This is a genomic window from Arthrobacter sp. YN, assembly GCF_002224285.1.
GTDB lineage: Bacteria > Actinomycetota > Actinomycetes > Actinomycetales > Micrococcaceae > Arthrobacter.
Window position 1 is genome coordinate 4,648,690 of the sequence record NZ_CP022436.1, and the last position, 18,887, is coordinate 4,667,576.

General features: G+C 61.9%; 14 protein-coding genes. 6 read left to right on the plus strand and 8 right to left on the minus strand.

Going from position 1 to position 18,887, the window contains the following annotated elements:
• Positions 1-152: 152 nt before the first annotated feature.
• The 4 genes from CGK93_RS21340 to CGK93_RS21350 all read left to right on the plus strand — a co-directional run bounded on the left by CGK93_RS21340 (position 153) and on the right by CGK93_RS21350 (position 7,005).
• On the plus strand, positions 153-2,297 hold the full coding sequence (locus tag CGK93_RS21340) for an FG-GAP-like repeat-containing protein (RefSeq protein ID WP_089596538.1): 2,145 nt from the start codon (positions 153-155) through the stop codon (positions 2,295-2,297).
• A gap of 41 nt (positions 2,298-2,338) precedes the next feature.
• A complete protein-coding gene (locus tag CGK93_RS21345; RefSeq protein ID WP_157731927.1) occupies positions 2,339-4,165 on the plus strand; it encodes an FG-GAP repeat domain-containing protein in 1,827 nt (608 codons plus the stop codon).
• A gap of 142 nt (positions 4,166-4,307) precedes the next feature.
• Positions 4,308-5,591: an FG-GAP repeat domain-containing protein gene (locus tag CGK93_RS23695; protein WP_157731929.1), complete on the plus strand. Its 1,284-nt coding sequence runs from the start codon at positions 4,308-4,310 to the stop codon at positions 5,589-5,591.
• A gap of 169 nt (positions 5,592-5,760) precedes the next feature.
• A complete protein-coding gene (locus CGK93_RS21350) occupies positions 5,761-7,005 on the plus strand; it encodes an FG-GAP-like repeat-containing protein (RefSeq protein ID WP_157731931.1) in 1,245 nt (414 codons plus the stop codon).
• 2 nt (positions 7,006-7,007) lie between these two features.
• Here the strand turns inward: CGK93_RS21350 and CGK93_RS21355 are convergent, their stop codons facing one another.
• Positions 7,008-8,312: an MFS transporter gene (locus CGK93_RS21355; protein WP_089596541.1), complete on the minus strand. Its 1,305-nt coding sequence runs from the start codon at positions 8,310-8,312 to the stop codon at positions 7,008-7,010.
• 157 nt (positions 8,313-8,469) lie between these two features.
• Here CGK93_RS21355 and rraA point away from each other — a divergent pair, with 157 nt between their 5' ends.
• Positions 8,470-8,943, plus strand: coding sequence for a ribonuclease E activity regulator RraA (rraA, locus tag CGK93_RS21360; RefSeq protein ID WP_089596542.1), 474 nt, complete (start codon positions 8,470-8,472; stop codon positions 8,941-8,943).
• A gap of 133 nt (positions 8,944-9,076) precedes the next feature.
• A complete protein-coding gene (locus CGK93_RS21365) occupies positions 9,077-10,729 on the plus strand; it encodes an MDR family MFS transporter (RefSeq protein WP_089596543.1) in 1,653 nt (550 codons plus the stop codon).
• Positions 10,730-10,877: 148 nt separating this feature from the next.
• On the opposite strand, the gene CGK93_RS21370 is transcribed toward CGK93_RS21365, so the two are convergent.
• The 7 genes from CGK93_RS21370 to CGK93_RS21400 all read right to left on the minus strand — a co-directional run bounded on the left by CGK93_RS21370 (position 10,878) and on the right by CGK93_RS21400 (position 18,858).
• A complete protein-coding gene (locus tag CGK93_RS21370; RefSeq protein WP_089597684.1) occupies positions 10,878-12,326 on the minus strand; it encodes an aromatic amino acid lyase in 1,449 nt (482 codons plus the stop codon).
• Positions 12,327-12,856: 530 nt separating this feature from the next.
• On the minus strand, positions 12,857-14,608 hold the full coding sequence (locus tag CGK93_RS21375) for a urocanate hydratase (protein WP_089596544.1): 1,752 nt from the start codon (positions 14,606-14,608) through the stop codon (positions 12,857-12,859).
• Positions 14,609-14,653: 45 nt separating this feature from the next.
• Complete coding sequence (locus CGK93_RS21380) at positions 14,654-15,568, minus strand: ABC transporter substrate-binding protein (RefSeq protein WP_089596545.1); 915 nt, start codon at positions 15,566-15,568, stop codon at positions 14,654-14,656.
• Between the two features lie 95 nt (positions 15,569-15,663).
• On the minus strand, positions 15,664-16,416 hold the full coding sequence (locus CGK93_RS21385) for an ABC transporter permease (protein WP_017198652.1): 753 nt from the start codon (positions 16,414-16,416) through the stop codon (positions 15,664-15,666).
• Entirely contained in the window at positions 16,377-17,027 is a 651-nt protein-coding gene (locus CGK93_RS21390; RefSeq protein ID WP_014923069.1) for an ABC transporter permease, read from the minus strand. Before CGK93_RS21390 ends, CGK93_RS21385 begins: the two co-directional genes overlap by 40 nt.
• Positions 17,027-18,130, minus strand: coding sequence for an ATP-binding cassette domain-containing protein (locus CGK93_RS21395; RefSeq protein WP_089596546.1), 1,104 nt, complete (start codon positions 18,128-18,130; stop codon positions 17,027-17,029). The genes CGK93_RS21390 and CGK93_RS21395 overlap by 1 nt, the downstream gene beginning before the upstream one ends.
• Complete coding sequence (locus tag CGK93_RS21400) at positions 18,127-18,858, minus strand: IclR family transcriptional regulator (protein ID WP_089596547.1); 732 nt, start codon at positions 18,856-18,858, stop codon at positions 18,127-18,129. The genes CGK93_RS21395 and CGK93_RS21400 overlap by 4 nt, the downstream gene beginning before the upstream one ends.
• Positions 18,859-18,887: the final 29 nt, after the last annotated feature.

Below are 18,887 nucleotides of genomic sequence, written 5' to 3' on the forward strand. Positions count from 1 at the left end.
AATCCCAATAGCTGTACCTGGTGAGGCCGGGCTGTATTCTCATCTCAATTGGCCTCGACAGGCCGCTCTGGTCTGCACCTTTTGGGGGAATCTTGGGGTCTCATTCTGCTCTGCGCTTTCGCGCTGCGTCCACCGCTGTTCGAGCGCTCCTCATGGCGCTGGCTTTTACGTTGGCATTCGTCGTCTTGACCCCCATTTCACCCGCCGTGGCTGCTACACCGGTCCTCTCTACTTTTGCGCGGACATCCCCTGCAACGGTCGACGCCGGCGCTCCAGTCAGCTTTTCCTTCACCACCTCCGCTGCGGTCAAGCGTGTTGAGGTTGGGCTGCGGAGTGCTGCGGGAACGCACATTCTGGCCTGGACCTCCGCCGGAGCCAAGGCCGGGACTGTGGCCGGCGTTGCTTCCCCGTCCTCGTGGCCGAACGGCACGATCGAGGTCAGCTACGTCCAGGTGATCACCACTGTGGGCGCCTCACAGGTGTACTACCGAGGCGGTGGCGTCTACCCGCCCGGCACGGGCACTTCGCCATTTGGCGATCCCGCGGCGCAAGACTTCAAGATCAAGAACCCGATGCTGCCCTACGTTGCGCCTGTCCCTACGTCGCTTGTGCCGGCCAAAGCCACCTTCGCTCCCGGGCAGACCGCCGGAGTCCAGGTCAAGCTCTCCCAGCTTGCCCAGTCAGTCCGGCTGATCTACCGCGACGCTTCCGAGGTCACCACCTTCGAGCTGGCGTGGACTGGCACCCCTGCGCCTGGGCCCCAAACCGTCACGGCAACGGGTGCGGTCACTGCCGCCCAAGCTTCCGGCGGGTACACCCTGGAGCGCGTCGAGGTCACGTACTTCGATGGGCTGGCCAAGGACTCCTACCTTCGCGATGGCACGCTGGAGCGGACATCACCTGTTCCCTTGGGTACCGCCGTGCGGGTAAAACTTGCTACCGGCGATTTCGTGGTGAGCAACCCTGCAAAGGTGCTGCCCAAGCTGAGTCCTTCCGTGGCGCCGAGAGTTGCGGGGGATCTGGTTCCCAATACGATCCTCAGTATCCAGCGTGGAACATGGCCCGTAGAACCGTCATTCTCGGAAATCCAGTGGTACCGGAACGGCACTCCCATCGACTACGCCACCAAGGACACCTACCAGTCCAACATGTACGACGATCCCGCAAACATGATCTGGGTCAAGATGACCGCGCGGGCTGCCGGATACCTCCCCGCCAGCGTCTCAACGTTGGCATTCGGGCCGATGCCCCGCCGGGTCTGGGTCAGCAACCTGCGCATCACCGGTGACGCGTCAGTGGGCGGCGTCCTCCATTTGGAGCATGGTGCCGCCGGCGTCGACCCCGAGGGCGGCCAGGCCAGCTACACCTACGTCTGGAAACGCAACGGCACTCCTATTCCAGGCGCCACCTCCCGGGACTACCGGACCACCCTGGCGGACAAGGGAATCATCATCACTGCAGGGGTAACAGCCCGCTTCGATGCAGGCTCGGCCATTACCGAGGTTGTTGACCTTGTGGGACCGTTGGCAAACAAGACCCGCGGCAAGGGCTTCAACGCAGACGGCACGGGGGACATTTTCGCCCGGGATACCGGCGGTAACCTGTGGCTGTACCCCAGCAACGGCAGCGGCGGCTGGTTGCCCGCCCAAAAAATCGGCCAAGGCTGGAACGGGTTCAACTCGCTCTTCTCCCCTGGCGACTTCGACGGCGACGGAAACGTTGACGTCATGGCCCGCGATGGTGCCGGACGACTCTTCCTCTACCAGGGCAATGGCCAGGGCGGCTGGCTTCGATCGTTCCAGATCGGTCAAGGCTGGGGGTCGGTCAAGGACATCGTGGCACCGGGCGATTTCAACGGTGACGGCACCGCAGACCTTATTGCCCGGGATGCTTCGAACACCATGGTGATGTATCCCGGAAATGGACGTGGTGGCTTCCTGACTCCTTACACACTCAGTGGCGGGTGGGGCGATTTTAATGCCTTCATCTCTCCGTCGTCGCGTTCCATCTTCGCCCGTGACAACTCAGGCAACCTCCGGTCCTATAGCGGCTCCGGAAATGGATACTTCCACGAAAACGCATGGACGCCCAACGTCTTCGGCGCTTATGCGGGCTATGGCTGGGAAGGTTTCAGCCGGATCGGCGCACCCGGAGATTTTGACAGTGACGGGGTCCCTGAGGTGTACGGGATCCACCCCGATGGACGGCTCACCATGTTCTACGGGTTGGGCCATATCGCCCTCAAGCGCCAAGCGACCATCGGCTGGGGCTGGAACTCGTTTAACTCCGTCTTCTAGCCATGCCCACAACCACTTCACACCATTCGGGGGAAGACGTCATGACCACTCGCACCGTTGCAGGGCTAAGCCCCACCAAACTCCGCCCTCTGGCTGCCTTGCTGGGAGTCCTCCTGGCTGCGATGCTGTTGGCGCCGGCCTCGCTCCAGCCTGCGGCAGCGGCTGAAGACCCTGTTCCGAAGATCGTTTCCGCCCAACGGGTATCCACCCCCACGGTTGCTGTGGGGGCCACCGTGAAGATCGCCTTTACCCTGGCGCAGCGGGCCCAACGCGTCGAGTTCCGGTACACCGACGAATCCCATGTCACCGAACACCGCGTCATTTGGTCGGGGACACCCGCCGCCGGGCCACTGACAGCGACCGCCTCGGCCGCCGTGGCAGCCGATACCTACTTCAACGGCACCCACACGCTGCAGAGTGTGATCATCACCTACGGCCAACGAATGCTCACCTACAACCGTGGCTCCACCTACGAAGAGGTGCTCCCTGTTGCCTGGGAAACCTTGGACTTCACGGTCAGCAATCCCGCCAACGTCCTTGTTCCCAACGACAACATCACCCTGCCGGCTCTCGGGATCCGGAAAGAAGCGGGCTACTCCTATCCTGCCTTCGACGTCAACCACGGAACGTGGTCCGCGCCGCCGTCGTCCTATACGTACGAATGGTTCCGCGACGGCGTCTTCAAGTCCTCCGGCAGCAACTGGTTCGATGTTTCGGACAAGTACGCGGGAACCGGGTCCGGGCTCACGCTGAAACTCACCGCCCTGGCAGCCGGGCACCTTCCCGAGACCGTCGAGACCAAGCCGTTCTACCTGGCCGCCGCCGCGGACCCGGTGGTCTCCGGCTATCCAGGGGTGCGGGGGTCCGTGAAGGCAGTGTTTGATCCCTCCACCATCAAGGGACTCCCCGCGGGAGCGAAACCAACTGTCAGCTACCAATGGCTCCTGAACATTGCCGATCCCATCCCTTCGGCCACAGGGGCCAGCTACAGCCCTCAGCCCTTAGATGCCGGCAAGAAACTCGGTGTGACGGCCGTTGTCACCTACGACGGCAGCGTCGTAGGCCTCTTCCGCAGCGCTGATGTGATGGTCAAGCATCAGTCACTCCTCCGGGACTTCGACGGCGACGCCAAACCGGATGTCATCACCAGAAAACCCAACGGCACACTGACCCTTTTCCGAGGGGACACCTATGGCCAGTTCAAAAGCGCCACCAAGGACATCGGCTGGGGGTGGGCCGGCTTCACTGCGCTGATGTCTCCCGGTGACTTCGACGGCGACGGCGCAATGGATGTGATGGCCCGCGATAAGTCCGGTCAACTGTGGCTATACCGCGGAAATGGATCCGGCGGCTGGCACGGCTCTTCTGTCATCGGGACCGGCTGGGCAGGTTTCAGCGAGATCATTCCGGCCAGCGATTTCAACGGTGACGGGACCAGCGATGTCCTGGCGCGTGACCCTCAGGGGCGCCTCTTCCTCTACCCCGGCAATGGGAGGGGCGGATGGCTTACCCCAACGCAGGTTGGACAGGGATGGCAGTCCTTCAACAAGGTCTTCACTCCCGGCGATTTCAGTGGCGACGGAGTCTCCGATTTCCTCGCCCGCGGGACAGACGGGAAGCTCAGCGCCTACTACCCCAACGGCAAGGGTGGATGGTTGTCGTCGAGGACGCTGACAGGAAACTACTCATCCAGCATCTACCTGGGTGGATTGGGCGGATTTAATCATTCCGACCGCTACAACTACTTCTTCAGCGTCTCTGACCAAGGCGTGTTCACCACCGAGGCACTGGGCAGCGACTGGAACAGCTACTATCGCCAGACCAGCCAGGCGGGGACGGGATGGGGTTACCTCACTGCCGTTTTCTAAGCTGATTTCGGTTGATTTCAGGGTTTGACTTGTCTTTTCGTTGAACATTTGCCAGCAAATTCCCAGACTGTCGTTCCGGCGTTGTACCCTCAAGTCACTTATACCCGCCGGCCATCCGGGACCGGCTTGATTTGGGGGAACAATGGGGATCACTCCTATGCGCCGCGTGCGCAGTTGGCTCGCCGCACTGACTAGCTGCATCGTTTTGGTTGGCGGGCTGGGCTTGGCCCCTGCAGCTCAGGCCGACGACACCTTCGCCCCGGTCCCGGTAGCCGTCTCCACGACACCGGACTCCATCGCGTCCGGAGGACAAGCAACATCCAGAGTGACGGTCCAGGCCTCGGGGCCTGTCACCGACGTTTACGTGCTCTTCCGCAATACAGCCACTGGTAAGCTCCACACGCAGATGACCCAGGGCTCCTACAGTGCAGCCGACTCGACCTACTCGTTTGACGTGTTCTTTGCCCAAGGCACTCCGCCAGGAACGTATGTTGCGCAGTACCTGCAGATCCTCACCGCCGCCGGCCAGGAGTTGGGCTACTGGCGCGACGGTTCACTGATCCATAACCCAGGCAACCTTCCGGGTTCCGGCACTGCTGCTGTGGCTCTGGATGGCCTGGACTTCAATTACGTAACACCCGTGGACATTGACCGGCCCCACACCTCAGGCTCCTACCGCACGGAATACTGGGATCCGTACACCATGAGCCTTTTCATCCGTGACTCCGGGGGCCGCCTGGGCCTCTTCCCCACCGGTGGCAACGGTACGTGGAAGCAGGCCTATGAGGTTGGTTCGGGTTGGAACATTTTCAATCTGATGTTTTCCGCCGGGGACTTCAACAATGACGGCGAGAATGATGTCATTGCCCGCGACGGAGCAGGTTCCCTCTTCCTCTACCCCTCGGACGGTCAGGGTGGCTGGTATCCCCGCCAGCAAATCGGCTGGGGCTGGGGTATCTTCACGTCTGTTTTCCCAGCCGGCGATTTCAGCGGAGATGGCAACAACGACCTCTTGGCCCGCAAGTCTTCCGGGGAACTCGTCCTGTACCCCGGCAACGGGTACGGCGGCTTCCTCGGTGCGTCAACAGTTGGCTGGGGTTGGAGCGGCATGACGTCTGTCTTCTCACCTGGGGACTTCAACGGTGATCACAAGCCTGATGTCCTGGCCCGCGACGCTGCAGGTAATCTTCGTTTCTATGGCGGCAATGGCTATGGCGGATGGACCACCAGCGCCGTGATCGGTCAGGGCTGGAACGCGATCACCAAGCTGGGCGGTGCAGGAGACTTCGACGGCGACGGCGCCAACGATGTCTGGGGCATCGACACCTCCGGCCAGATGCGCATGTACTACGGCAACGGCTCCGGTGGGTGGAAGACTTCGGCCGTGGTCGGTTGGGGCTGGGGCGGCTTCAACGCCGTCTTCTAGACCAACCTCACGGCTTTTGATTGAGGGCCTCTTCCGGGTTTCTTCGGGGAGGCCCTCCTTCACAATAACTTCGATTTCACGGAACCATTTACCGGGCAGAGCCGAAAATGTAGTGTCATCTCAATTGATCTCTGCTGGCCCTCCGGCCAGTCACTTCTTGGGGGAATCCTTGGACCTTCTTACTGCCCTGCGGTGGACCGCGCCCAACCCTGCGCGCCGGCTGCTGACCGCTTCCCTGCTGGTGGGCGCCCTGAGCAGTGCGCTGGTGGCGGCTCCTGCCAATGCAGCGCCGTACCTTCAGTACTCCGGCCAGGAACTCATGGTGCAGCCAGCTGCTGCCCGAACTGTCTACATGGGGCAGCCAAAACTGACTGGCGACCCCACCGTAGGGGGCCTCCTCAAAGCGGAACTTGGCGGATACGCTCCGTTCGTCATCCCCGAGGGTGGCACGCCTTCGTTCACCTACAAGTGGACCCGGGACGGTCAAGCCATACCAGGCGCCACAGGCTCGACCTACCGGGCCACCCCAGGGGACCGCGGCAGGGTAGTCGCCGTCTTCGTCACGGTCTCCTACGACGCCGAGTCACGGCTCACCCTGCAGGCGGACTACCCGCTGAGGATCGCTGCCAAACCCCGGGCACGCGGATTCAACGGCGACGACACCCTGGACATCTTTGCCCGCGATGCCGCAGGCCGCCTGCTCCTCTACCCCACTGACGGCCGGGGCAACTGGCGTGCAGCCCAAGTACTCGGAACAGGATGGAATATCTTCAACACACTGTTCTCTCCGGGCGACTTTGACGGTGACGGCACAGTGGACGTCATTGGCCGCGATGGACAGGGACGGTTGTTCCTCTACCAGGGCAACGGAACCGGCGGCTGGAAGAGTGCCTTCCAGATCGGCCAAGGCTGGCAGGATTTCCGGACCGTGTCCTCGGCGGGTGATTTCAACGGCGATGGAAGCAACGACCTCATTGTTGTGGACCGCTGGTACCAAGCCATCCTCTACCCCGGCAACGGCAGGGGTGGCTTCCTTCAGCCCTACGGCGTTGACACCTATTGGGTCAACGGCGATCCGATCTTCACAGTGGGCCACTTCGGCGGGACGAACAACCTGGGAATTGTCAGCCGAAACTACGGCTATCTCCGGCTTTATGAAGCCAGCCGGAGCGGCCGGCTGGATGGCAGCCGTACCGATATCGGATGGGGGTTCAATGACTTCCCGTTCGTGGGTTCAGCGGGTGACTTTAATGGCGATGGCACGGTGGACATCTTCAGCGTTGACACCGCAGGACGGCTGACGATGTATTACAACAAGGGCGCAGGGTACCTGAACAGCGGCCGCCCGGACATCCGATGGTACGGACAATCCACCGTCGGGTGGGGCTGGGGTGGCTTCACCGCGGTCTTCTAGGCCTAGTCAACGCTCTTGATCTTCACCACGAACACCGCTCCCAGGAGCCCAATGACCGCGGCGGCGACGTACAGCGAGACGTAGCCGCCCCAGTAAAGGACAAACGGAGAGGCGATCAACGGGGCGATCACCTGCGGTAATGAGTTGGCAATGTTGATAACGCCCAAGTCCCGGCCGCGGTCCATCCCCGTGGGAAGGACCTGCGTAATGAGGGCGAAGTCGACGGCGAGGTAGGCTCCAAACCCGATCCCCAACACCACCGCACCGGCAAGCCCGCCGATCCACGTTGGTGCGAAGGCGAGGATCAGCGAGGCCAGCGCAATAATGACCGACGACGCGATCACCAATGGCTTCCGCTTGCCCATCTTGTCGCTCAGCCTGCCCCCAAGCACGCTGGTGATAATGACCGAGACCGCATACAGCCCGGTAAGAATGAGGACACCAAACGAGGGATCGATACCCTCAGTTTCCTTGAGACGCACAGCATCACTAAGGAAAAACAACAAGTACAAGGTGACCATGTGGTTGCCTGTACTTACCAGCAAACGGGTCAGCCAAGCCCACGCGAAATCCGGATAGCGTTTGGGCGAGACCCAGAAACCCTTGAGGAAGTCTGCCAGGTTGAAGGGCGGGCGCTCAGTTGGTGGAAGCTGCTGATCGTCATTCTTGAAAAGGTAAAGCACGACGCCGGCCAGCAACGCCGCAGCGCACAGCCAGTACCCGGCGGCAAAGTTTCCAACGACGACCGCCGCGATCACCGCGCCGATCAAGATGCCCACAGTCTGACCCATGGCGGCGAGTCCGCCTACAGTTCCGCGCTGTGGAACCGGGACGCGGTCAGGTACTGCGGCCGTGATAGCGGCGTACATTGCGTTGGCTCCGGCCTGCACAAGGCACCACAGGAGAGTCATGGCTGCAACGTTGGGAGCACCGGCCAAAGCAACGAGCGCAACAGCTCCCAGGATGGCGCCCATCAGGACCCAAGGAACACGGCGACCAAACCGGGACGTCGTGCGGTCGCTGAACGCCCCGAAGAGTGGGTTTGCAACCATGGAAACGGCCGCTCCACAGCCAGTGACCAAGGCAAGGATCGCCTCTTTCTGGCCTTCATCAAAATGGGCTGCCTGCAGGCCCAGGAGCACTTGGAGGGGGCCAAAGAACGCTGCATTGATGCCCAGGTTGACCAGCACAACGCCGGTGACCCAGATCGGCCGTACCTTGGCAACAGGTTCGGCAAGCGCCGTGGTGTTTCCACCGCGGACGATTGCAGGGTCCGGCACCGGACCCGGCAGGTCGGACAAGCTCATGGCAGGTTCCCCCTCATTGAATGTTTGGATTCAGCCTAGCGCGGCGAAGCGGCACTGAACCGCCGTCGGGTCTTTTATCCACATAGGCCGCTGCAAGCGCTGCTTTAGCGCCCTGGCGAGCGTTAGTGTGGCCTCACAGAGAATGAGGAGAAGCACTGTGAGCGAGCAAATAAATACGGCCGATCTCTACGACGAGCGCGGCGAGGAACTGGAGTCCATAGCCGTTCAGTTCCACAATCTGGGAGGCCAAACGCACTTCAGTGGGCCGGTCCGCACTATCCGGTGCTTTGAGGACAATGCGCTGGTGAAAACGGTCCTCAACACGCCCGGTGAGGGTGCCGTGCTGGTCATTGATGGCCAGGCATCTCTGCGGACGGCACTCATGGGCGACCTCATTGCCGCGAGCGCCGTGGCCAACGGCTGGTCCGGTGTGGTGATCAATGGAGCCGTCAGGGACCGGGAGGCCATCGCCCGCCTGCCCCTTGGCGTCAAAGCCCTTGGGAGCAACCCGAAGAAGAGCGCCAAGACGGGAGTTGGCGAAGTGGACGTAGAGCTGGTGATCGATCGCGTCCGCATTCAACCCGGCGTGATGATCTTCTGCGACCCGGACGGCATCCTGATCGAGCGCTGACTCTTCGGTGGGGGCCCGACTTAGAGGGAAAGTGGAAGAAATATTCTCCCGCCGGGAATCAACCTGGCAGTAAGATAGTTACTGAAAGCAACTATCCTGCTTAATCCACTTTTCTGCCACCTCTGGAGAAGATATGCCCAAAACCACGCCCGTCCGGGCCGCCGGCGAGGTTCTGACCCACCGTCAGACACTCACCGTCATGGTGGGACTCATGCTCGGCATGTTCCTGTCGTCGTTGGACCAGACCATTGTGTCCACGTCCATCTACACCATCGCGAACGATCTCGATGGCCTCTCGCTTCAAGCCTGGGCCACCACTGCGTACCTCATCACTTCAACCGTGAGCACCCCGCTCTATGGCAAGCTGAGCGACATCTTCGGCCGCCGCCCGCTCTACCTCGTGGCCATCGTGATCTTCCTGGTGGGCTCTCTTTACGCGGGATCCGTCCACTCCATGACGGAGCTTGCCATCGCCCGCGGCATCCAAGGGCTTGGAGCCGGCGGCTTGCTGGCTTTGGCGCTGACCATCATCGGCGACATCGTGGCTCTGAAGGACAGGGCCAAGTACCAGGGCTATTTCATGTCCGTCTTTGGCATTTCTTCCGTCCTCGGTCCGGTGATTGGCGGGGCCTTCGCGGGCTCCGCCAACATCCTGGGTTTCGAAGGCTGGCGTTGGGTCTTCTTTATCAATCTACCCATCGGGCTGGCCGCTCTTGTAGTGGTCTTCATGTACCTGCATCTGCCGGCGAGGCACGTAAAGCAGAAGATCGATTACTGGGGCGCAGCAGCCATTACCCTGGCCATTGTGCCGCTGTTGCTCGTGGCAGAACAGGGCCGCGTGTGGGGTTGGGCGTCAGGTGCGTCCTGGCTCTGCTACGGTCTCGGCGTCGTCGGCATTGTGGCGTTCCTGCTCGCCGAGAAGCGTGCCGGTGACTACGCGTTGATTCCTCTGCGCCTCTTCAAGAACATGACGTTCGGTCTGTCATCGCTGCTGAACTTCATCATTGGTATCGGCATGTTCGGTGCCATCGCCATGCTGCCGATGTACTTGCAGTTGGTAAAGGGCCTCACCCCCACCGAGGCTGGCCTGATGATGATCACCTTCACGGTCGGCATCCTGTTCGGTTCCATTTCTGCCGGCCGCACGATCTCATCGTCCGGCGTCTACAGGATCTTCCCGATCACGGGCACGGCCATACTGGCAGGCGCTGCCACCGTCATGGGTTTGGTGCTCGGCGTCGATACCGGGTTGTGGGTACCTGGCCTGATCGCCGTGTTCTTCGGCGTGGGACTGGGATTCTGCATGCAGCCGCTCACCCTGGCCATGCAGGTGTCCGTTCCGCCCAAGGACATGGGCGTGGGCACGTCCACGGCCGCCTTCTTCCGTTCGATGGGTGGCGCAGTAGGCACTGCTGTGTTCATCTCCATGCTGTTCAGCGTCGCGGCCGACAAGATCGCCGACGGCATGAAGACCGCTGCTTCCAGCCCGGACTACCAAGCGGTCATGCAGGACCCGGCCGTGGCATCCGACCCCGCCAACGCCAAGCTGTTCGACTTCTTCAAGAACGGCGCCAACAACGAGTCCTTGAACGACACCAGTTGGCTCCACTCTGCCAACAGCACGCTGACCAGGCCCATCACCGAGGGCTTTGCCCAGGCGATCGATATCGTCATGCTCACGGCAGCCGGCCTCATGCTCATCGCGTTCCTGATCAGCTTCGCCTTGCCCAACAAGAAACTCACCGACCCAAAGGCTGCAGCCAAGGAATCGGTGCCGGCACACTAATCGCCGGCTCATCACAAGTTGGTTCCTCACGCGCTGGTCGGTCGCGCGTTGTCGGCCGCGCATTGTTACATAAAAAACGGCAGGCAGTCCTCGGACTGCCTGCCGTTTTCCTTGAGCTGCCGGATTCGTGTCTTTCGGTTGATTCCCTCTAGAGCGAAGCCCTCATGAGCTCGATGGCCTGCTCCAGATCCCCGCGAAGGTCGCGGTCCCCCACGTCGGACGGCAAGGTGAAACCCGCCCGCATCATGGAGCGCAGCCGGCTGCTGGCAAACTCTTCGGGCTGCCGCCCCTGCAGGCGAAGCGCCCGGGAAGCACACACAAGCTCGACGGCGGCGACAGTAGCGAGTGCGTCCGCCGTCGACTCCAACCGCGCTGTGGCTACGCTTGCAAAGCTGGCATCCTCCTCAGCGCCGAGCGAGAGCACCACGGTCTGCAGGCTAACCGGTTGGGCGTTGGCACGAATCCGGCCGACGGCGGCAGCGGCCACATATTCAAGCATCATCAGCCCCGACTGACCTGAGCCGTCCTCAGCCAAGAAGGGGTGCAGGCCCGTGTATTTGGGGTCACACAGGAGGTCGATCCTCCGCAGGTGGGTTGCACACGCCGCGCCGATAGCCAGTTGCAACGCGTCCACCCGGCGGGCGAGGTTGGTCATTTGGAAGAGCCCGTGGTGGGCCACATCATTGCTGCCGTCGGACGGCGAGCCGTGGACGAGCGGGTTCTCATTTCCTGCTGTGACAAGACGACTCAGCAGAGCACCCAAGGCCGCGAGTTCCTCTGTTTGGGAACCAAAGACCTGCGGCAGCGTCCTCAAGCAATAGGGATCTTGGATCCGGGCGGGCTGGCCGCTGCCCTCGACCATTGCATGAAGCGCGTGTGCTGCATCGGCGACTGCGGACGTGTCCGCCACTGCCGCTACGGCCGGGCTCAGAGCTTCGGAATTGCCGGACATCGCAATGAAGGAGAGTGCGGCCACTGACGCTGCGTTGTCCAAGAGCGTCGACAGTTTTTGTTGGGACAAGACCGCTTGACCAATAGTCAGCGCACTGGAACTGATGAAGGGCAGGGCATCAGCCGTGGCCCACCCCGCAAGGCTGACTGGAACCTCATCCCCGCCCAAAGGTGGACGTTCGCCCAACATCGTGAGCGCCGTTCCGGCTAGCGCCTGCAGGTCCGCAGTTCCGATTCCACCGAACTCCCGGACCTCAGGAACTACGTCGGCATTGATGAGTTCCGCCAACGCATCGGCAATGGCGGGGTTGATTCCTGATCCGCCGGCCGCCAGTTGGCTGAGCCTGACAACCAACATCGCACGGACGGTCCTGCGATCAAGCGGCTTGCCGGCGTCTACAGCGTGGCTGCGCAGGAGTTTTAGTCCGTGGGTGTCCCCACCGTCGGCTTCCATCAGGGAAACCCCGCGGTTCGCTCCGACGCCAGTGGATCGGCCATAGACCGGGCGCTGTAGCGCCGTAGCTTCCGCAGACTTCCGCGATTCGTCCATTCGGACCACAGCTTCCGGAGCCAAGATGACGTCCTCGCCGTCGGCTACTGCGGCGACGTCGGCCAAGTCCAGTGTCAAGCCATCGATCACGATCATGAACCGATCCTTTCTCTTCAGTTTCATGGGCTCATCAGCCTCGTGCACTAATCAGTTTCCGGCGCAGTGCAGTAGAAGCAGTCCTCCGGACAAGATAACTGGGTTTGTCCTACGCCTGTATTGGCTCGGTATGGGTATTCCTCCCGATCCCGAACATGAATCCTGGCATCAGGCTGGAGGGCCAGAGGCGAAAGGTGTGCTGTCATCGTCGACCAGGGGTCAGATGAAACCCATCCCCTGCGTGAAAAAGCTTCCGGATCCCAGTACTGGAAAGGACCCAAAGAATGGTTCCATCGGCGGTCCTGTCAGCGACAATCCCCCGAAACGGATGGTGGCCCTGTTTTGTCATGGTCACCGGTGCTCCGATAGCGGCTGATGCCCACACCGCCGGGCTTTGCCTGTCCATGGTGCGTCTCCTCGCTCTCAGAAAGAGTGTTTGGACTTTGCATACAAACTGATGCTTGCGGTTGTCCCAGGGCGGCCACGCAAAATGCTTTGCATAGCCGCCCTGGGATTCCTGCGGGATACTGCTAGCGCGTGCCGACAGCCTCGTTCATGGGGATGCGGACGCCGCGTTCGTTGGCGACGTCGATGGCGCGGTCGTAGCCGGCGTCGACGTGGCGGATGACGCCCATACCGGGGTCGTTGGTCAACAGCCGTTCGAGCTTCTCCGCGGCCAGGTCCGTGCCATCAGCGACGGAAACCTGTCCGGCGTGGATGGACCGGCCAATACCGACACCGCCGCCGTGATGGATCGAAACCCAGGTAGCCCCCGAAGAGGTGTTGATCAAGGCGTTCAGCAACGGCCAGTCAGCAACAGCGTCGGAACCGTCAGCCATGGATTCGGTCTCGCGGTAAGGCGATGCCACCGAGCCCGAGTCCAGGTGGTCACGGCCGATCACGATCGGAGCCTTGACCTTGCCTTCTTTCACGAGCTGGTTGAAGAGCAGGCCGGCCTTGGCTCGTTCGCCGTACCCAAGCCAGCAAATACGGGCCGGCAGGCCTTCGAATTCCACGCGGTCCGCAGCAGCATCCAACCACTTGTGCAGGTGGGTGTTCTCCGGGAAGAGTTCCTTGATGGCCTTGTCCGTCACGGCGATGTCCTCGGGGTCACCGGACAGGGCAACCCAGCGGAACGGACCCAGGCCCTCGCAGAACAGGGGGCGGATATAGGCCGGGACGAAGCCGGGGAACTCGAACGCCCGGTCATAGCCGCCCTTGCGGGCCTCGTCACGGATCGAGTTTCCGTAATCAAAGACCTCAGCTCCGGCGTCCTGGAACTCCACCATCGCCTGGACCTGCCGAGCCATGGATGCCTGGGCCTTCTTGCTGAAACCTTCCGGATCGGCTTCGGCTTCGGCGTGCCACTCATCGACGTTGATGCCCTCGGGAAGGTAGGACAGCGGATCGTGCGCGGACGTCTGGTCCGTGACCACATCAATGGTCAGCTCTCCGGCCTTGTGGCGGCGCAGCAGTTCGGGGAAGACCTCAGCGGCGTTGCCCACGTAACCGACGGACCAGCCACGGCGCTCTTCCTTGGCCTTGTTGACCTTGGCGATCGCGGTGTCCAGGTCCGTTTCGACCTCGTCCAGGTAGCGCTTGCCGGCGCGGCGGCGCAGGCGGGTTTCGTCGACATCGACAATCAGGCACGCGCCGTCGTTCAAGGTGACAGCCAGCGGCTGGGCGCCGCCCATGCCGCCGCAACCACCGGTCAATGTCAGGGTGCCGGCCAGCGGGCCCTCAGTGAAACCTTCCGCGGCAGTGCCTTCCAAAGACCGGGCCGGGTGGCGCCCCTCAGCAGCCAACTTGTTGCCGACGGCGGCAAAGGTTTCATACGTGCCCTGCAGGATGCCCTGCGTACCGATGTAAATCCAGGACCCGGCTGTCATCTGGCCGTACATCATCAAACCCTCAGCCTCAAGACGGCGGAACTCAGGCCACGTCGCCCAATCCCCCACCAGGTTCGAGTTGGCCAGCAGCACCCGCGGAGCCCACTCGTGGGTGCGGAACACACCCACCGGCTTCCCCGACTGCACCAGGAGCGTCTCGTCCTTCTCCATGGTCTCCAGGGTCCGGGTGATCGCATCAAACGCAGCCCACGACCGCACAGCACGGCCCGTGCCGCCATAAACCACCAAATCATCAGGACGCTCAGCGACCTCAGGATCCAGGTTGTTCATCAACATGCGCAACGGCGCCTCGGTCTGCCACGACTTGGCAGTAAGTTCAATACCCCGGGCGGCCTTAACCGGACGGGCACCAGTAGTGAAATCGGCAGTCATTCTCTTTACTCCTCTAAAGAAACAGGCGAAACGAACCTGCAGGGATTAGCCCAGGTTCTTGGTCTTGAGCCATTCCTTGGCGATTTCGCCGATGTCCTCGAACTTGGCCACGCGGCCGTTCATCTTGATGAGATCCTCGGTGGTCAACGCAGCGGAGACCTTATCCAGCGTTTCCTTGATGGTGTCCGTGGACTTCTTCTCGTTGATGACCGGCACGATGTTCTCAGAGAGGAAGAGGTTCTTGTTGTCTTCAAGCGCCACGAGGTTGTTTTCCGCCAGGGCGGGATCGGTGCTGAAGAGGTCAGCTACCTGTACCTGACCGGAAAGGAGGGCGTTCAGCGTGAGCGGACCACCGGCGTCGAGCGCTGAAAATTCCTTGAACTCCAGGTTGTAGACCGACTTAAGACCGGCAACGCCGTTGAGGCGGGTCTTCCACTCCGGCGGGCCGCCCAACACGAGCTCCTTGGCGACGGGCTGAAGGTCTTCGATGGTCTTCAGCTTGTACTGATCGGCGATTTCCTTCTTGACGGTGAGGACATCCTTATCCTCCGCTTCGGAAGCAGTCAGTACTGTCAGGCCGGCCGGGATCTTGGTGGTCAGTTCCTTGGCGACATCCTCGGAGGAGACGGCCTTGGTGGCGGAGTCGAGGTACTGCAGGAGTGCGCCGCCGTATTCCGGCATGAGGTCGATGGAACCGTCCTTCAGTGCGGGGATAGTCACCTCGCGACTGCCGATGCTCGGCTTCTCGGTGACCTCGACGCCTTTGGCCTTAAGCGCTTCGGCGTAGATCTTGGCGATCAGCTGGCTTTCCGGGAAGTCCGCGGAACCGACGATAATGCTGTCCCCCGAAGCACCCGCCGCGGCGGTGTTCGACGAGCTCATGGGGTCCCCGCCGCCACAGGCGCTCAGGGTGATGGCAGCAACGGCTGCCAGGGTGAATCCGGTGAGGTACTTCTTCATGTCAACTCTCCTGGGATGGGTGCTGCAGGGCATGCAGCGGCCAGATGGGGTGGGGTGGAGGTGAATCCGCGCGGAACCACGGGCGCGGGTGTTGATTAGACCGTGACGGGGGTCTTCACGGGTTCGGCCACAGCGGCCGACTTAATGGTGCGCCGGGTCAATCCGGGTGAGACAACGCGGCGGGTGATGAAAGCGAGAAGCTGGTCGAAGAACAGTGCCAGCAGGGCGACAAGGACGGCGCCGGCCACCATTTGGCCGTAATCGTTCTGGGCCTTGCCGTCGATCAGGAGGCGACCCAAGCCGCCAAGCGAAATGTACGCGGCGATGGTCGCCGTTGAGATGATCTGCAACAGCGCGCTGCGGACACCGGACAAAACCAGCGGAAGGGAACACGGCAGTTGGACATCCGTGAGGATCTTCATGGTGCGGAAACCCATGCCTTTTGCGGCGTCGACGGCGGCCGCATCCACTGCGCGCACGCCGGCATAGGTGTTGGTCAGGATGGGCGGAACTGCCAGCAATACCAGCACGATGAGGCTGGGAAGTACGTAGCCCATGCGGGAGGGGAAGGCGGGTGAAATGAGCAGGACCAACAGGATCAGCAGACCCACACTTGGAAGTGCCCGGAGGGCGTTGGCAAGGCCGGCGATCATGAACACGCCCTTGCCTGTCACGCCAATGTAGATACCCAGGGGCACCGCGATGATGGCCGCAATGGCCAAGGCAATAAGCGAGTACAGGAGGTGCTCAGCGATCAACGTTGGGATGCCGTCTGCGCCGCTCCAGTGTGCGGGGTCGAACAAGTAGTTCACGATGCCACCACCTTGGGGGTCCACGGTGTCAGCCACCGGTTGATAAGGATGATCAGCCCGTCCAGGATCATGGCCAGGACCACGCACAGCACAATGCCGGCGATGATCGGGGTGTAGAAACGGAGCTGGAAGCCCTGCGTGAAGAGCGAACCGAGTTGCGGAATGCCCAGCAGCGCAGCCACGGAGACGAGACTGACATTGGAGACGGCGGCGACGCGCAGTCCTGCGCAAATCACCGGGACACCCACGGGAAGTTCAACCTTCAGGAGGCTCTGATAGCCCCGGTAGCCCATGGCTTTGGCTGCCTGGACGGTGTCTTCGGGAACGGAATCGAGGGCATCGGCGACTACGCGAACCAGCAGTGCCACGGTGTAGATGGTCAGTGCCGCCACGATGTTGAGCGGGTCCAGGATCTTGGTACCCAGGACCAGCGGGAGCAGTACAAACAGCGCAAGGGAAGGAACGGTGTAAAGCAACCCGGCCACACCCACCAAGAGCGGGTAGATCCGCCGGCTGCGGTGCGCCCACCAGCCAAGAGGCAGCGCGATGAGAAGCCCCAGGATCAGCGGGGTGACGGCCAGCAGGACATGCCAGCCGAGCAGGAACACGATGTTGTCGAACTGGCGGCCCAGCCATTCGAAGTTCATCAGATCGTCTCCAGGTGTGGTTCGGCCTCGATGGCTTTGACCACGTCTGTTGCAGAGACGGTCCCGATCAGTTCGCCATGCTCATTGACAACCACGCCTCGGCGGCTCGGCGAGGAAAGGGCGGCATCCAGCAGTTGACGCATGGTGCCCGATGCTGCTGCCGGGATCCCGCTCAGATTCAGGTTCTCCCGCTTCACCTCACCGTTGAGAAGCTGCGGCTGGGCCCAACCGAGAGGCTTCCGGCCGCCGTCGACCACCAACACCCAAGCACCCAGCGCCTTGGCGCGGGCTTCATCCGCGGAAGCACCGAGCTGAACTACAGCTTCCTCGCCAATGGCCACAGTGCCGGCTGTTTTCGTAAATCCGAGCGAGCGGTAGCCACGGTCACGGCCCACGAAGTCGGCCACGAACTCGTCAGCGGGGGCGGTCAGCAGTTCGGAGGGGGACGCCATTTGCGCCAGCTTGCCGCCCACGCGCATGACGGCAACCTGGTCCCCGAGCTTGAGGGCCTCATCGATGTCGTGGGTGACCATGATGATGGTCTTGCCGATCTCGCGCTGAAGGCGAAGGAACTCCTCCTGGAGCTGGGCGCGCACTACAGGGTCAACTGCACTGAAGGGCTCGTCCATCAGCATGAACGCAGGGTCCGAGGCGAGCGCCCGGGCGACACCGACGCGCTGCTGCTGTCCGCCGGAGAGCTGCCAGGGATAACGCTTGGCGAAGCTCGCGGGCAATCCAACGCGCTCCATCAATTCGAGCGCCTTGGTCCGGGCCTTTTGGCGGCTTTCCCCGAGCAGGAGCGGCATGGTGGACACATTGTCAACGATGGTCTTGTGCGGGAAGAGTCCTGCGTGCTGGATGACGTAACCGATCCTGCGGCGGAGCAACGCTGCGTCCATGCCGGAGGTGGGCTGATCATCCAGGTAGATGGTGCCGCTGGTGGGTTCGATGAGGCGGTTGATCATCCTCAGGGAAGTGGTCTTGCCGCATCCGGAAGGACCAACAAGAATGGTCAACTTTCCGGTGGGAGCCTCCAGGTTGAGGCCGTCGACTGCCACCGTACCGTCAGGGTACGCCTTGGTGACATTTTCAAATTTGATCATTTCTTTTCCATGCTTTCCTGGGGCACTTCATGGTTTCCGTCGGGTTCCACGAGGAGGTTGTCGGCAACCTTCACCAGTTCCTCGCCAAATGTCTGGGCCTTCGCCTCGTCCAAGCGGTAGCTGGGCACCACGATGCTGAGGGCTGCCACTGTTCGGCCGCCGATCACAATGGGTGCGGCGACGGCCGTGATGTCGTCTTCAACGCCGCTCCGCACAATGGCGTAGCCGCGGCCGTTCTGCCCGCCGGTCAGCACCTTGCCGGCGGCGGAGCCCTCCAGCGGGATGCTCCTGCCGACCCAACTGGTATGCCGGACAGAGCGGGTACCTTCGACGATGGCGATGTAGATTCCGGTGTCCCCAGCACCGGGAATGCTCAAGTAGCAGGATTCACCCGTATCAGCCACAAGCCGCTTCATGTGCGGCGTGCAGAGCGACACCAGGGACTCCTGCCCCAAAGCCAGCGCTCCCAACTGAATGACACTTGCTCCCGGGCGGAAATTGCCCCCGGGATCCCGCGTCACGAATCCGCTGCCTTCGAGGGTTCGGAGGAGGCGGAGCGCGGTACTGGCTGACAGATCAACCACACGCGCTGCGTCACTCAGGCTGATGGAGCCGTCAGTGCAGACTGCACTGAGGAGGGCCAATGCCCTCTCGACTGTTCGGGTGGAAGAATCCGCTGCCACTGCCTGACCTGCTTTCAAGTGGTCTACATCACCATGTCTTGCCACTTAGTAAAAATCAATTTTCATCAAATGGC